Source organism: Nocardia sp. bgisy134 (genome assembly GCF_057708325.1).
Genome location: NZ_JBYIRW010000022.1, coordinates 60,954 through 74,863, shown reverse-complemented (window position 1 = coordinate 74,863; position 13,910 = coordinate 60,954). Strand labels below are relative to the sequence as shown.

Genomic DNA, 13,910 nt, shown 5'->3' with positions numbered 1-13,910 from the left:
CGTCGCTCTCTAGAATGAGACGACCGTGTTCGTCGCTTCCAGGAGCCGCCGTGACCATTCAGCCCGTTCGCCTGTTCGGCGATCCGATTCTGCGCGCCCGTGCGGCGGAGGTCACCGAATTCGATCGTGAGCTGCGCCAGTTGGTCGCCGACCTGACCGACACCATGCACGACGACGGCGGCGTCGGCATGGCCGCGCCGCAGATCGGCGTCGGCCTGCGGGTGTTCGTCTACGACACCGGCGACGCGGCGGGACATCTGGTGAATCCGACCTACACGGTGGTGGGTGACGAGGAGCAGGTCGGTCCGGAGGGCTGCCTGTCCATTCCCGGCCTGCGGTACGACACGCGCCGCGCGCTGCGAGTGCGCGCGTCCGGTGTCGACATGCACGGCAAGCCCGTGGAATTCGCCGCGGAGGAGCTGTTGGCGCGTTGCGTGCAGCACGAGACCGATCACCTCGACGGCATGCTGTTCATCGACCGCCTCGATCCGGCCTCCCGCAAGGAGGCGATGCGCACCATCCGGGAATCCGACTGGTTCGTCTCGGGCATCACGGTGCGCGACTCGCGCGGTGCGGGTCAGGCCGGACCGTTCGGACGGAGCCGCTGATGCGCGTCGTCTTCGCAGGCACCCCCGAACCCGCCGTGCCCTCGCTGCGCAGGCTCATCGAGTCCGAGCGCCACGAAGTGGTCGCCGTCGTCACCCGGCCCGACGCCGTCGCAGGCCGCGGTCGCAAGGTGACGCGGTCGCCGATCGGCGCGCTGGCCGACGAGCACGGCATCCCCGTGCTCACCCCGCGCCGCCCCAGCGAACCCGAATTCATCGGGCAGCTCACCGAATTGGCCCCGGACTGCTGTCCGGTGGTGGCCTACGGCGCGCTGCTGCCGCAGCGGGTGCTCGACATCCCGCGCTTCGGCTGGATCAACCTGCACTTCTCGCTGTTGCCCGCGTGGCGTGGCGCGGCGCCGGTGCAGGCCGCCATCGACGCCGGTGACGAGATCACCGGCGCGTCCACCTTCCTCATCGAGGCTGGTCTGGACACCGGACCGGTCTTCGGCGTGGTCACCGAGAAGGTCGCGGTGACCGACACCGCGGGCACCCTGCTCGGCAAGCTCGCCGAAACCGGCGCGCATCTGCTCGAAACCACCTTGGACGGCGTCGAGGACGGCACCCTGCATGCGGTGCCGCAGTCCACGGACGGCGTCTCCTATGCGCCGAAGGTGGCCGCGGAGGACGGCCACATCCGCTGGGATCTGCCCGCGCTCGCCATCAGCAGGCGCATTCGCGCCGTCACCCCCGCGCCCGGCGCCTGGACCGAGGTGAACGGCACCCGGCTGAAGCTCGGACCGGTCGAGATGGTGCAGGAGGCGCTGCCCGAACGCGTCATCGAGGTGCGCAAGACCGGCGTCTTCGTCGGCACCGCGACCACCGCCGTGCGCCTGGATCAGGTACAGCCGCAGGGTAAACGGATGATGGCCGCCCTCGATTGGGCGCGCGGCGCGCGCCTGCAGCCCGGCGCGGTGGTCGAATGAGCCCCGCGGATCGCCCACGCAAGTCCGACGACGTCGACGGCGGATGGGCCAAACGCGCCGCCCGCAAGCAGGAGACCCGCCGGGACGCCGCGTCGGGCAAGCTGGCTCGCGAGTCGGAGTCGTACACCGGAAGCCGTGGCGCGCAACGGAAATCGGATTCGCCGCGCAAACCGTTCCGTTCCGATCGGGACGCGGCGGACTACCGGGGTCGAGACGACCGTCGATTCGAGGGGAAATCGACTCGGGGCTTCGAGAAGCCGGGCGGCGGCAAGCCGGCGGGTGGCCGGGCGGGACGCGAGTCCGGTTACGGCGCAGGACGTTCCGAGGCGGGACGACCGGGCTACGGCCGCGCCGACCGATCGGCGCAGGCGCCCAGCGGCAAGAGCGGTCGCGAACGATTCTGGGACGACAGGTCGGAAGGCAGGCCAGAGGCACGCGGCGGGGATGCCTCCGGGCGCCGCTCGGATTCCGGCGCGGGAGCGCACGGGAAGCGGCGTGCGGACGACGCCGTCGGCGGACGGTCCGAGCGCGGCGGACGCCCGGCGGAGCGGTCGTCGGGCGCCAAGCGAGCCGGGCGCGGTGAGGCGAAAACCACTGGCACGGAGAAGGATCGGGGCTCGGCAGGAAAGCGGTCCCGGCGCACCGTGAGCGTGGACCCCGTGCGCGAGGTCGCGCTCGAGGTGCTGCGGGCGGTACGGGAGCGCGACGCCTACGCGAATCTCGTCCTGCCCGGCCTGCTTCGCGACCGGCACCTGTCCGGCCGGGACGCGGCGCTGGCCACCGAGCTGGCCTACGGGACCTGCCGGACAACGGGCCTGCTGGACGCGGTGATCGCGCACGGCGCGGGCCGTTCGGTCGAGGAGATCGACGGACCGCTGCTCGACATCTTGCGGCTCGGCGCCTACCAGCTGCTGCGCACCCGCATCGGCGCGCACGCCGCGGTCGACACCTCGGTGGCATTGGCCAGGGCCGAATTCGGCGCGGGCAAATCGGGTTTCGTGAACGCGGTGCTGCGGCGCGTGGGGGAGAAGTCCGCCGAGGAGTGGGTCGAGACGCTGGCCCCTGCCGATCCGGTGGGACGGCTGGCCTTCGAGTACGCGCATCCGGCCTGGATCGCTCAGGCGTTCGCCGACGCGCTCGGCGCCCGCGCGGGCGAACTGCGTGACCTGCTCGCCGCCGACGACGAGCGGCCGGTCGTGCACCTGGTCGCCCGGCCCGGTGAGATCACCGCCGAGGAACTGGCGCTGGTCACCGGCGGCGAAGAGGGCCGCTGGTCGCCGTACGCCGTGTACCTCGAGGGCGGTGATCCGGGGCGGCTGGAGCCGGTGCGCGAAGGCATGGCCGCGGTACAGGACGAGGGCAGCCAGCTGGTGGCCTTGAGCCTGACCCGGGCGCCGCTGGAGGGTCCGGACGGCGGGCGCTGGCTCGACATGTGCGCCGGACCTGGCGGCAAGGCGGCCCTGCTCGGCGCGCTCGCGGCGATCGATCGCTTCCAAGTGGACGCCGTGGAGCCCGCCGAACACCGCGCCGAACTGGTGCGCAAGGCCACCCACGACCTTCCGGTGCGGGTGCACGTCGTCGACGGCCGCGACAGCGGTCTGGCGCCCGGCTACGACCGCATCCTGGTCGACGCGCCGTGCACCGGCCTCGGCGCGCTGCGGCGCAGGCCGGAGGCGCGCTGGCGGCGCACCCCCGCCGACGTGCGCGACCTGGTCGTGCTGCAACGCGAATTGCTCACCGCGGCATGGGATCTGGTCCGTCCCGGTGGCGTGGTGGTGTACTCGACCTGCTCGCCCCACCTGGCCGAGACCGTGTCGATCGTCGCCGACCATGTCCGCCGCACGGGCGCCGTCGAACTCGACACCGGCGAGTTGCTCCCCGGCGTCACCGACGTCGGCGACGGCCCCGCCGCGCAGCTCTGGCCGCATCGCCACGGCACCGACGCCATGTTCATGGCGGCGCTGCGTAAACCGATCTGAGGTAAACCGCTCTGAGGTAAACCGGCCCGATGGAACCGGTCCGTGCGAACGCGCCGGTTCCATCCGTCCAATCCCTCGGAGCCCGCGCGACGCACACTGGTCGCATGACTCTGACGTGGCAAGACGTGGTGGCGATCGCGACCGAGCTCCCTGCGGTCGAGGAGTCGACGTGGTGGCGCAGCCCCGCGCTGAAGGTGGGCGGCAAGGGGATCGCGCGGCTGCGGTCGGAGGCCGAGGGCGGGCTCGTGCTGCTGTGCGAGACGGTGGAGAAGGAGGCGTTGCTCGCCGCGGGCGATCCGGCCTTCTACACGACACCGCACTACGACGGATACCCGTACATCCTCATCGATCTCGACCGGATCGCACCGGATCAGCTACGCGAACTGATCGACGCCGCCTGGTGGCTTTCGGCGCCCGCGAAGATCCGCAAGCAGCGCGCGGCGGGATGAACCGTCAGTCCCGGCTCGACAGCTCCCGCAGCCGGGCAAGGGTTTTCGCCAGGATGCGCGAGACGTGCATCTGCGAGATGCCCATCTGCTTGGCGATCTGGGTCTGGGTCATGGATTCGAAGAAACGCATGGTGAGGATCCGGCGTTCGCGCTCCGGCAGTCCGGCCAGCAGCGGCCGGATGGCGACGTACTCCTCCACCCGGTCGAACTGGGATTCCTCCTCGCCCAGCGTGTCCAGCAGCGAGGCCTCGGTGTCGCGGCCGAGCGCCGCGGCGTCGATGGAACTGGGCTGATAGGCGTTGCCCGCGATGACGGCCTGGGTCACCTCGTCGGGATCGACGTCGAGTTCCGCCGCGATCTCCTTGGCGGTCGGGGAGCGGCCGAGGGTCTGCGAGAGCGTGTCGATGGCCGACCCGATGCGCAGGTGGGTCTCCTTGACCCGCCGCGGCACCCGCATGGCCCAGGTGTTGTCGCGGAAGTAGCGCCGGACCTCGCCCATGATGGTCGGCACAGCGAACGAGAGGAAGTTCGATCCGCGCGAGATGTCGAAACGGTCCACCGCGTGCACCAGCCCCACCCTGGCGACCTGGGTGAGGTCGTCGAACGGTTCGCCGCGGCCGCTGAACTTGCGCGCGATGTGGTCGGCGAGCGGGATGCAGCGGCCGATCAGCTCGGCGCGCACCGCGGCATGCTCGGCGGTGCCCTGTTCGGCCGAGCTCAGCCGCTCGAACAACGCGTTCAGATCGTCGTAGCCGGTGACCGAACCGGCCTCCGCGACGGCTTCCGCGTCCTCGGCGGCGTCGGTGGGCTCGGATTCGGCTTCCTCATCGCGGTCCTGGTCGAACACGGTGTCCTCGTCCGCCACTACGCCTTCCCCCGGACCCGACGGAACTCCACCGTCGTCGGATATCCGGAGAGCGCCGCATCGTACGAATTCTGCGTCGCCTCGACCGAGTCGGTGAGCGTCCGCAGCACATGCCAGCCGAAGCTGCGCTGGTCAGGTAGCCCCTCGGTCTCGGCCACACCGGTGACCTCGACCAGCAGCTGGGCCTCCCCGATGGTGAATCGGCAGTCCAGGCTGGTGCCCGCCGCGGCTAGCGCGATGAGGGTCGAGCACACCTCGTCGACGGCCAGCCGGATGTCGGCTACTTCGTCCAGGGTGAAATCGCTGAGCAGGACGAGAGTTTCGGCGAGCCCGCGCACGATGGGCAGCTGCGTGACCGATGCGGCCACCCGAATCTCCACCGGGGTGCTGTAGAGCCCCTGTTCCGCCGAAATGTTGATCACTCTGCACAGGCTACCCACTGGAGGCCGCCGACAATCACCGATTCCCTGCGGTAGGACATGTGATCCCGGCTCGGTACACTCCCGGGCTGTGTCCTCTCCGACGTTTTCCCGCCCTGGCCAGCCGATGATCGCGCCGTCCATCCTGTCCGCCGATTTCGCCCATCTCGCGGACGAGGCCCGCCGGGTGGAAGGCTCGGACTGGCTGCACGTCGACGTGATGGACGCCCATTTTGTGCCGAATCTCACGCTGGGCCTTCCGGTGGTCGAGAGTCTGCTCAAGGTAACGGACATACCGCTGGACTGCCACCTGATGATCGAGGACCCGGGCCGCTGGGCCCCGCCGTACGCGGAGGCGGGCGCGCACAACGTCACCTTCCACGCCGAGGCGACCGACGACCCGATCGCCGTGGCGCGCGACATCCGCGCGGCGGGCGCGAAGGCCGGTCTGTCGGTGAAGCCGAACACGCCGATCGAGCCGTACCTGGAGATTCTGCGCGAGTTCGACACCCTGCTGGTGATGAGCGTGGAGCCGGGCTTCGGCGGGCAGTCGTTCATCGCGCACGTGCTGGACAAGGCGCGCACCGTGCGCAGGCTGGTCGATGCGGGCGAGCTGCGACTGATCGTCGAGATCGACGGCGGCATCAACGCCGACACCATCGAGCAGGCAGCCGAGGCGGGGATCGACTGCTTCGTGGCAGGCTCGGCGGTCTACAACACCGCCGATCCCGGCGCCACCGTGGCGGCGCTGCGGCGGCAGGCGGCCGCCGTCTGGCACTGAGCGGCGGCGCCGGAAGAGGCCGCGGCGACGCGGCCGAATTCGGTTACAGCGCGCGGTTTTTCGGTGTCCCGAGGGCGAGCGTCGCCTCGATGACCACGTTCGACGGCGGCAGTGTCGTCGCGCTCTCGGGCGGCCGCACCCAGACGCGGTAGCCGGTGCGCTCGTCGTCGGGCGAGGGCAGCACCACCTGGCTTCCGGTGCAGGCGACCGTCGCGTACAGACGGAAGAGTTCGGCGGAGATGTGGGCGGTGAGCGCATCGGGTCGAGCGGGCCCGGTGATGAACGTCCACCGCCGCGCGCGCGGATGATGGACGACCGGTGCGGCGATCCGTGCCTGCGTGAGTTTCCCTTGCACTTGGTCGCCGAGCTCGGCGGGCATCGTGACGGCGCCGTAGTGGGTGCCGATGTGCAGCAGGATGCGGCGCGACGTGGGATCGATCGATGCGGGCATATGGAACTCGCGCCGGTACTGCAGGCAGCGGACTTCCAGTGTCGAATCGACAAACGTGGTCACGCGGCACCCCCATCGGTGTCGAACTCGTGTCGGCCGACTGCGCTTTCCGGCTTCCTCGAGTGGTGGATTTCCTTGGGTCGAACTCGGGCACTGCGTTCGAACGCGGGCACTGCCCTGGCGAAGCGGCGTCGACCTCGTCGAATCATTCGACGGCGAACTGCGCGGATCGGAAGTTGAACGGTAGTTGTCAGCTACATAACAATATTGCGTCCGTTTTCGCCGCGGCGCAAGAAGTTGGTGTATCTGTGTTTCGGCTGGGTATCAGCACAGGTTGGACGTTACGCGGGCCGGGTGAAATCGACCGGCGAACGCGTCGAAAGTTCCGCTGAACAATTGTCGTCGACAGGTGAACGTGGAAATTCCGGTATGACTGTACGGAATTGTTTCGAAAGAACTCGAATAATGCTCTTCCGGTGGTGGATAAAAGTCTGCCCGGCTGTTTCGGTGGCGTGTCGCAGAATTACGGTTTCTGATGCGGGTCGGCGGGCCCACCGTGCGGGGGCCGGTACGACCCCGCGTCGTTACGCTGGGAGTGCACCGAACGCCGGGAATAGCGCCGGGGTCCCGGCTGTTCCGCAACCGTACGTACACACGCGACAGGGAGTCACGCATGTTCACAGGCATCGTCGAGGAGCTGGGCGAGATCGTCGCCACCGAGCAGCTGGCCGACGCCGCGCGCCTGACCATCAAGGGCAAGCTCGTCACCTCCGATGCCGGACACGGTGATTCGATCGCGGTCAACGGCGTGTGCCTGACCGTGGTCGAGGTCGTCGGCGGCGACTCCTTCACCGTCGACGTCATGCAGGAGACGCTGAACCGCTCCTCCATCGGCGGGCTCGGCGAGGGCTCGCGGGTCAACCTGGAACGCGCCGCCGCGCTGAACAGCCGCCTCGGCGGACACCTGGTGCAGGGTCACGTCGACGGCACCGGCACGGTGCTGTCGCGCACCCCCTCGGAGAACTGGGAGGTCGTGCGCATCTCCCTGCCGGACGCGATCGCCCGCTACGTGGTGGAGAAGGGCTCGATCACCGTCGACGGCATCTCGCTCACCGTCTCGGGCCTCGGCATCGCCGACGAGCCCGCCGCCGACGGCAACCGCGACTGGTTCGAGGTCTCGCTGATCCCCACCACGCTCTCCCTGACGAATCTGGGCTTCGCGGTCGCGGGGACGACCGTGAACCTCGAGGTCGACGTCATCGCCAAGTACGTCGAACGCCTGCAGCAGCGCGGCTGAGCGCGCGGGCGGGTGCGCCGCCGCGGGCGCACGGGACAGGCCTTACTGTAGTGAGGCACCTAATTCGAGATGGAGCACAGCAGACGTGACCAGGTTCGACACCATCGAGCGCGCAGTCGCCGACATCGCCGCGGGTAAGGCCGTCGTAGTCGTCGACGACGAGGATCGCGAGAACGAGGGCGACCTCATCTTCGCCGCGGAAAAGGCCACCCCCGAGTTGGTCGCCTTCATGATCCGCTACACGTCCGGTTACATCTGTGTGCCGCTGACCGGTGACGATTGCGATCGCCTCGGCCTGCCGCCGATGTACGCCACGAACCAGGACAAGCACGGCACCGCCTACACCGTGTCGGTCGACGCCCGCGAGGGCATCACCACCGGTATCTCGGCCGCCGACCGCGCCACCACCATGCGCCTGCTCGCCGACGCCGCCGCCAAGGCCGACGACCTGACCCGACCCGGCCACGTGGTGCCGTTGCGTGCCAAGGAGGGCGGCGTGCTGCGCCGTCCCGGCCACACCGAGGCCGCCGTCGACCTGGCCCGCATGGCGGGCCTGCATCCGGCGGGCGTGATCTGCGAGATCGTCAGCCAGAAGGACGAGGGCCACATGGCCCGGACCGAGGAACTGCGCGTCTTCGCCGACGAGCACGAGCTGGCGCTGATCTCCATCGCGGACATGATCGCCTGGCGGCGCAAGCACGAGAAGCAGGTGGTGCGGGTCGCCGAGGCGCGCATCCCCACCGCGCACGGCGATTTCACGGCCGTCGGGTACCAGAGCATCTACGACGAGGTCGAGCACGTCGCGCTGGTGCGCGGCGACATCAGCGACGGCGAGGACGTGCTGGTCCGGGTGCACTCCGAATGCCTGACCGGTGACGTGTTCGGTTCGCTGCGCTGCGACTGCGGCCCGCAACTGGACGCCGCGCTGGAGATGGTGGACAGCGAAGGCCGCGGCGTCGTGCTGTACATGCGCGGTCACGAGGGCCGCGGCATCGGGCTGATGCACAAGCTGCAGGCCTACCAGCTGCAGGACTCGGGCCACGACACCGTCGACGCGAACCTGGAGCTCGGCCTGCCCGCCGACGCCCGCGACTACGGCACCGGCGCGCAGATCCTGGTCGACCTCGGTATCCGGTCGATGCGCCTGCTCACCAACAACCCGGCCAAGCGGGTCGGCCTCGACGGCTACGGCCTGCGCATCACCGAGCGCGTCCCGATGCCGTTGCGCGCCAACGCCGAGAACCTGCGTTACCTGCGCACCAAGCGCGACCGGATGGGTCACGACCTGATCGGTCTCGACGAACTCGACCTCGGCGAAACGGCGCAGTGAGCTTCCACGACCTTCGGAAAGGCGGAACACGATGAGCGGCACCGGCGTACCCAGCTTCGAGCTGTCGGATGCCAAGGACCTCGAGCTCGGCATCGTCGCCTCACGCTGGCACACCGAGATCTGCGACACGCTCGTGGCGAATGCCGAGCGGGTGGCGAAGGAGGCGGGTGTCCGGCACGTGACGGTGGTGCGCTGCGCCGGCGCCATGGAGCTGCCGGTGGTCGCTCAGGAACTGGCCCGCACGCATGACGCGGTCGTCGCGCTCGGCGTCGTGATCCGCGGCGGCACACCGCATTTCGAATACGTCTGCGATGCCGTGACCGCGGGCCTCACCCGGGTCTCGCTGGATGCCGCCACGCCGGTCGCCAACGGCGTGCTGACCACCGACACCGAGGAGCAGGCGCTGGATCGCGCCGGGCTGCCCGGTTCGGCCGAGAACAAGGGCGAGCAGGCCTGCGCTGCGGCGCTGGACGCCGCGCTCACCCTGCGCGCGCTGCGGCAGTCCGCGTAAGTCATGCCGGTCGTCCGCATCTGGAGGAGGAACGACGGCACGCGGCCTGTCGGCGGTGCGGCCGACGCCGAGTGGGACCTCGAGGTGCGCCCGCGCCGCGCGGTGCTGACGGCGCGGATCGTCGCCGTGCTGATCGTGGCCGTGTTCGCGGTGGGCGGCATCTGGCTGCGCAGCGGTTCGACCGGCGTCAACTTCCGGCTCGCCGACCAGATCGCGATGATCGGCATCGGCGTGCTCGGCGCGGCCGCGGTGCTGATGCTGACCCGCCCCCGGGTGCGCGTCGGCTCGCGCGGAGTGTCGGTGCGCAACATCCTCGGCGACACCCTGTTCGGCTGGGAACACATCCGCGGCGTCTCGTTTCCGGACCGGAAGTCCTGGGCGCGATTGGAATTGGTCGACGACGACTACGTCCCCCTGCTCGCGATCCGCTCCAACGACAAGGCGCACGCCGCGCGAGCGATGGACCGGCTGCGCGAACTCGGTGCGAGATATACGCAGTCGGACGAGCCGAAGCAGGACTGACGCACACGATCCGGCGGCGCCCGCGGCGCGCCGGTAGTCTCGCGACATGACGCCGGGTTCGCTCGTCTTCGCCGACGATCCGCTCATGGATCCGATGTCGCTGTCGCGCTGAACGATCGTCCGCGCGCGGCTCAGCGCGTGTCGCCGAGGACCGCGCCCTCGCGCCGTGGATCAGCGCCGCCGATCAGCCCGGCGCCCTCGCGGACCAGCGCGCTCAGCCCGCTGGACTGGGGTGCGACGGATACCTGGTGGCCGAGTTCGCGCAGGCGCCGTACGAGCGGATCGTGGTCGCCGTTGTCGGTCGCGTCGATGGCCGGGTGTTCGCCGCCGACGCCGGTGGTGGGGGTATTGCCCGCGCCGAACGAGACAGCCGAGACCGCCTGTTGCGGGTCGAGCCCCCAATCCAGCATCCCGATCAGCGTTTTCACCACGAACTGGATGATCACCGAACCGCCCGGCGATCCCGTGACGTGGGTGAGCTCGCCGCGGGCGCCGTCCGGCGCGCGATCGAAGACCAGGGTGGGCGCCATCGAACTGCGCGGGCGCTTGCCGGGTTGCAGCCGGTTCGCGACCGGTGTGCCGTCCGGGTCGACGGGTTCCGCGGCGAAGTCGGTGAGCTGGTTGTTCAGCACGAAACCGTCGACGACGTGGAAGGACCCGAACGCGGACTCGACCGTGGTGGTCAGGGCGGCCGCGTTTCCGTACTTGTCGATCACCGAGATGTGGCTGGTGCCGTGTTCGGGCGGCTGCGGACCGACGCCCACCGGGACCGGTCCGAAGTCGCCGGGTTTGGCGGTCCCCATGCTGCGGCCGGGGTCGATCAGCGACGCCCGCTGCTTCAGATAGTTCTTGTCGATGAGAGTCTGGGCCGAATTTCCCGGCAGCGGAACGAAGTCGGTGTCGGCCACGTATTTGTTGCGGTCCGCGTAGGCCAGCCGCTCGGCTTCCGAGATCAGGTGCACGGCTTCGGCCCTCGGCTTGCCGCCGTTGCGATCGACGGTCTCGGGTTTCAGCGCGGCCAGATCGAAATTCTCCAGGATGCCCAGGGTGGCCGCGACCGTGCTGCCGCCCGAGGAGGGCGCCGGCATGCCGCAGATCTCGTGCCCGCGGTAGCCGCCGCACAGCGCCGTGCGCTTCTTCACCTGATAGCCGGCGAGATCCTGGGCGGTGAGCAGGCTGGGCGTGCGCCCGCCGGCCCCCGTGGTCGCCGCCTCGACGATGTCCGCGGCGATGGCGCCGGTGTAGAAGGCGTCCGCGCCGTCGGAGGCGATGGCGCTCAACGTTTTCGACATCGCCGGGTTGGTCAGCTTCGTGCCCGCGGGCTTCGGCGAACCGTCGGGCTCGAGGAAGTACTGTTCGGCGGCTTCGTCCCTGGCCAGATCCCGCGCCGATTCCGCGATCTGGCCCGCGAGCCGGGGACTGATGGCGAAGCCGTCGTCGGCCAGCGCGATGGCCGGATCGAACAGCTCGCGCCACCCGGTCTTACCGTGCTCGCGGTGCGCGAGCTCCAGCATCCGCAGCACCCCTGGCACGCCGATCGAGCGGCCGCTGGCGCGCGTGTTCGGCTGCGGCTCGGTGCGGTCGGCGTCGCTGATCCAGCGCAGATAGTTCTCGGTGGCCGCGGCGGGCGCCACCTCGCGGCCGTCGTACGCCTCGACGGTCTTGGTCGTCCCGTCGTAGTACAGCAGGAACGCGCCGCCGCCGATGCCGGAGGCCTGCGGCTCCACCAGGCCGAGCACCAGCTGCGCGGTGACCAGCGCGTCGGCCGCGGTGCCGCCGTCGTGCAGCACCCGGCAGGCCGCCTCGGTCGCAAGGGGATTCGCGGTGGAGACCGCGTACGACCCGGTGCGCACCGCCGTCATCCCGCTGCGATATCCGGAGGCGATCTCGGGGTTGGTGCTCAGGTTCTTGGTGGTCGTGCCCGCCGCGGTCGGCGGCGCCGCGAGCACGGGCGTCCCGTTGGGTGCGCTGGTGCATTCGGCGGTTGTCGTCTCCTCGGTCGAGGAACATCCGGTGAGAAGCCCGACCGTGAGCAGCGTTGCCGCGGCGGCTCCGGTCCAGCTGTGTCGCGCGCGCGTCATGGCCTGGACTGTAGCCCTCCGGACCGACAGCGGTACGGCTTTCGGGCGAGGGCGTCAGTTACCCGCGCCGTCCGAACCGCGCATGCAGAGGGTGAGATTCCGCTTGTCCCAGGTCCGCGCGCTCGCGCCGTTCTCGTCCAACGGACAGTTCTGCACCGGCGTGATCTCGTGGAACACCGCTGTCACCATGATCGATCCCGGCGTACCGCAGTCCACCCTGAGCGGCTCGGACCAATCGGAGGCGTCGTAGCACGTGCCTGCCTGCCAGTCGTAGGCAAAGCAGTAGTGGTACACCAACCGGCCGGTCGAATCCCGTTGCGTCTGTTGCACACTCACCCGAGGTTCGGTGCAGGGACCGTACTGCACCAGCCGGTAGACCGACCCGAGCGACTCGCACGGCACTTTCTCGGGACGGGCGATCGGCCGGGCCGGGGTGCCCGGCGCACCCGGTGATTGCAGCGCCGCGCATTCGCCGATTGCCATGCCCGCGAGCGGATCCGGTGTCGTCGTGGTCGGCGGTGCGGTGGTGGTGCGCGCGGTGGAGGTGGTCGTGCCTGCCGCGCCCGCCGGCTCGTCGCTCGTCCGCGCGCCGAGGAAGAACGCGCCGACAACGACCAGGCACAAGACCATGCCGAGCAGAAACCCGAGTGCGACCGCGCGGCCGCGTTTCGGCGGCGTCGGAGCGGGCCCCGCGGGATCGAGCGCAGGGCCGGGCACGGGCGATGGAGTTGTCACGCGGTATTTCCCCCGGAAGATCGAACGAAGCGGCCCGGCAGGCCCGGTTCGGGGAACTGACCGGCGCCGCGTGAATTTACCGCGCGCACCCGTTTCGCGCCAAAGGTAGCGCTCGAATCGCCGGTGCCCCTTGCGCTCTCGCGCGCCGCCGGGATCGATGGACGTCCGCCGCGGCGTCGGTACCCTGGTCGAATGGATATCGAGGCCGTGCTTTTCGACTTCTCCGGGACGATCTTTCGGCTGGAGGAGGACGAGTCATGGGGTGACGATCTGATCGGCGCCGACGGCGCGGATTTCGACGTCGAGGCCAAGGCCGAGATTCTGCGGCGGATGACGGCGCCGGTCGAGCAGTTCATGACCTTCGACGCCGAGGGCCAGCGGGCCTGGGACAACCGGGATCTGGATCCGGCGATGCACCGGCACGCGTACCTGGAGGTGCTGCGCTCCTCCGGCGTGCCGACCGAGGACCAGGCCGAACGGCTCTACGGCAGGCTGATCGATCCGCTGGCGTGGACGCCGTATCCCGACACCGGTGCCGTGCTGGAGTTCCTTGCCGCACAGGGCGTTCCGGTCGGTGTGGTGAGCAATATCGCATTCGACGTGCGGCCCGCGTTCCGTGCGCGGGGCTGGGACCGGTTCGTCGGCGCGACGGCGCTCTCCTTCGAGGTGGGCGTGATCAAGCCCGAGCCGGGGATCTTCCTCGCGGCGTTGAACGAGCTCGGCGTCGATCCGGCGCGGGCGCTGATGGTCGGCGACAGCGCCCACGCCGACGGCGGCGCGACGGCGCTCGGCTCGCGCTTCGCCCTCGTCGACCCGCTGCCCACCGCGCAGCGACCCGACGCGCTCGTCGACGCATTGCGCGCGCACGGGCTGGCCGTCCCGAGGTAGGTCGCCGCGCCGAGCCAGGACGGCGCGGGTTGCCCGGAAACCGTGTCCGACCCCGCCTATAGGCTGGTCGA

Annotated in this window: 15 protein-coding genes; 10 read left to right on the top strand and 5 right to left on the bottom strand. The window is 70.0% G+C overall.

Annotation, left to right across the window (positions count from 1 at the left end; all coding sequences use genetic code 11):
• Positions 1 to 50: 50 nt before the first annotated feature.
• The 4 genes from def to AC3ERS_RS30905 all read left to right on the top strand — a co-directional run bounded on the left by def (position 51) and on the right by AC3ERS_RS30905 (position 3,959).
• Entirely contained in the window at positions 51 to 608 is a 558-nt protein-coding gene (gene def / locus AC3ERS_RS30920) for a peptide deformylase (RefSeq protein WP_431971658.1), read from the top strand.
• On the top strand, positions 608 to 1,531 hold the full coding sequence (fmt, locus tag AC3ERS_RS30915; protein ID WP_431971657.1) for a methionyl-tRNA formyltransferase: 924 nt from the start codon (positions 608 to 610) through the stop codon (positions 1,529 to 1,531). The genes def and fmt overlap by 1 nt, the downstream gene beginning before the upstream one ends.
• Positions 1,532 to 2,175: 644 nt before the next feature.
• Entirely contained in the window at positions 2,176 to 3,510 is a 1,335-nt protein-coding gene (locus AC3ERS_RS30910; protein WP_431971719.1) for an RsmB/NOP family class I SAM-dependent RNA methyltransferase, read from the top strand.
• 104 nt (positions 3,511 to 3,614) lie between these two features.
• Positions 3,615 to 3,959 (top strand): MmcQ/YjbR family DNA-binding protein, encoded by a 345-nt coding sequence (locus AC3ERS_RS30905; RefSeq protein WP_431971656.1) that lies wholly within the window; start codon positions 3,615 to 3,617, stop codon positions 3,957 to 3,959.
• Between the two features lie 4 nt (positions 3,960 to 3,963).
• Here the strand turns inward: AC3ERS_RS30905 and AC3ERS_RS30900 are convergent, their stop codons facing one another.
• Together AC3ERS_RS30900 and AC3ERS_RS30895 are read right to left on the bottom strand one after the other, a co-directional pair.
• Positions 3,964 to 4,824, bottom strand: coding sequence for an RNA polymerase sigma factor SigF (locus AC3ERS_RS30900; RefSeq protein WP_431971655.1), 861 nt, complete (start codon positions 4,822 to 4,824; stop codon positions 3,964 to 3,966).
• Positions 4,824 to 5,246, bottom strand: coding sequence for an ATP-binding protein (locus AC3ERS_RS30895; RefSeq protein ID WP_431971654.1), 423 nt, complete (start codon positions 5,244 to 5,246; stop codon positions 4,824 to 4,826). Before AC3ERS_RS30895 ends, AC3ERS_RS30900 begins: the two co-directional genes overlap by 1 nt.
• A 124-nt stretch (positions 5,247 to 5,370) precedes the next feature.
• Between AC3ERS_RS30895 and rpe the strand changes: the two genes are divergently transcribed.
• Positions 5,371 to 6,024: a ribulose-phosphate 3-epimerase gene (rpe, locus tag AC3ERS_RS30890; protein ID WP_431971718.1), complete on the top strand. Its 654-nt coding sequence runs from the start codon at positions 5,371 to 5,373 to the stop codon at positions 6,022 to 6,024.
• A 43-nt stretch (positions 6,025 to 6,067) separates the two neighbouring features.
• On the opposite strand, the gene AC3ERS_RS30885 is transcribed toward rpe, so the two are convergent.
• Positions 6,068 to 6,538 (bottom strand): hypothetical protein, encoded by a 471-nt coding sequence (locus AC3ERS_RS30885; protein ID WP_431971653.1) that lies wholly within the window; start codon positions 6,536 to 6,538, stop codon positions 6,068 to 6,070.
• 610 nt (positions 6,539 to 7,148) lie between these two features.
• Here AC3ERS_RS30885 and AC3ERS_RS30880 point away from each other — a divergent pair.
• From AC3ERS_RS30880 to AC3ERS_RS30865, 4 genes are all read left to right on the top strand, one after another.
• Positions 7,149 to 7,772, top strand: a complete 624-nt coding sequence (locus AC3ERS_RS30880) for a riboflavin synthase (RefSeq protein WP_431971652.1) — start codon at positions 7,149 to 7,151, stop codon at positions 7,770 to 7,772.
• Positions 7,773 to 7,857: 85 nt separating this feature from the next.
• Entirely contained in the window at positions 7,858 to 9,102 is a 1,245-nt protein-coding gene (locus tag AC3ERS_RS30875) for a bifunctional 3,4-dihydroxy-2-butanone-4-phosphate synthase/GTP cyclohydrolase II (RefSeq protein WP_431971651.1), read from the top strand.
• A 31-nt stretch (positions 9,103 to 9,133) separates the two neighbouring features.
• Positions 9,134 to 9,613 carry a 6,7-dimethyl-8-ribityllumazine synthase gene (gene ribH, locus AC3ERS_RS30870; RefSeq protein WP_431971650.1) on the top strand — a complete coding sequence of 160 codons (480 nt, stop codon included), beginning with the start codon at positions 9,134 to 9,136 and terminating at the stop codon, positions 9,611 to 9,613.
• 3 nt (positions 9,614 to 9,616) lie between these two features.
• The gene (locus AC3ERS_RS30865) at positions 9,617 to 10,135 is read left to right on the top strand and encodes a PH domain-containing protein (protein WP_431971649.1); all 519 of its coding nucleotides are present in this window, start codon (positions 9,617 to 9,619) and stop codon (positions 10,133 to 10,135) included.
• Positions 10,136 to 10,266: 131 nt separating this feature from the next.
• Here the strand turns inward: AC3ERS_RS30865 and ggt are convergent, their stop codons facing one another.
• Together ggt and AC3ERS_RS30855 are read right to left on the bottom strand one after the other, a co-directional pair.
• Complete coding sequence (ggt, locus tag AC3ERS_RS30860) at positions 10,267 to 12,216, bottom strand: gamma-glutamyltransferase (RefSeq protein ID WP_431971648.1); 1,950 nt, start codon at positions 12,214 to 12,216, stop codon at positions 10,267 to 10,269.
• Between the two features lie 54 nt (positions 12,217 to 12,270).
• Entirely contained in the window at positions 12,271 to 12,951 is a 681-nt protein-coding gene (locus tag AC3ERS_RS30855; protein ID WP_431971647.1) for a hypothetical protein, read from the bottom strand.
• 192 nt (positions 12,952 to 13,143) lie between these two features.
• Here AC3ERS_RS30855 and AC3ERS_RS30850 point away from each other — a divergent pair, with 192 nt between their 5' ends.
• Positions 13,144 to 13,839 carry an HAD family hydrolase gene (locus AC3ERS_RS30850; RefSeq protein WP_431971646.1) on the top strand — a complete coding sequence of 232 codons (696 nt, stop codon included), beginning with the start codon at positions 13,144 to 13,146 and terminating at the stop codon, positions 13,837 to 13,839.
• Positions 13,840 to 13,910: the final 71 nt, after the last annotated feature.